This window comes from Bacteroides sp. 519, assembly GCF_010500955.1.
Classification (GTDB): Bacteria; Bacteroidota; Bacteroidia; order Bacteroidales; family Bacteroidaceae; genus Bacteroides.
The window spans coordinates 1-415 of sequence record NZ_QVMJ01000079.1; the positions used below are offsets into that span (position 1 = coordinate 1).

Genomic DNA, 415 nt, shown 5'->3' on the forward strand with positions numbered 1-415 from the left:
GAAATTTATTAGTGCAAGACGTTGGAAACTTCACATTGGGCCGGGAAAGTCAGTTTATCCTTGAGAACCAATGAAGAGCAGTTAGAGCCATGCTTTTTATTCCTTGAGACAGTATGCTAATATTTGTCCCAATATAGTTGATATGCCAACTTTGTTTGGATAGCTCAATTCTCTGTCTATACATCTCTTCACTTTCAGTTTTGCTTCAACAGCCTCTGGAGGAGCATTATATTGTTCAAGTTCCTTCTTCAAGGCTTCCTCACTCTTCAGTATGAAAGTGGCGCTTTCACGCTTAACTGCTTCACAGACTATTGCAGCATTAGCTTCATAGCAGCAAACAGCCAGGATGACCAGCAGAAGACACAGGATCGGCCTCATGGTGCTCAGTCTCTTTACAGACTTAGCAAAGGGTGAG

General features: G+C 42.4%; 1 protein-coding gene. It reads right to left on the reverse strand.

Annotated features, from left to right (window positions below):
* Positions 1–96: 96 nt before the first annotated feature.
* Positions 97–415, reverse strand: a 319-nt coding sequence (locus tag D0T85_RS21990) for a hypothetical protein (protein ID WP_163215665.1), incomplete at its 5' end; no start/stop codon positions are given.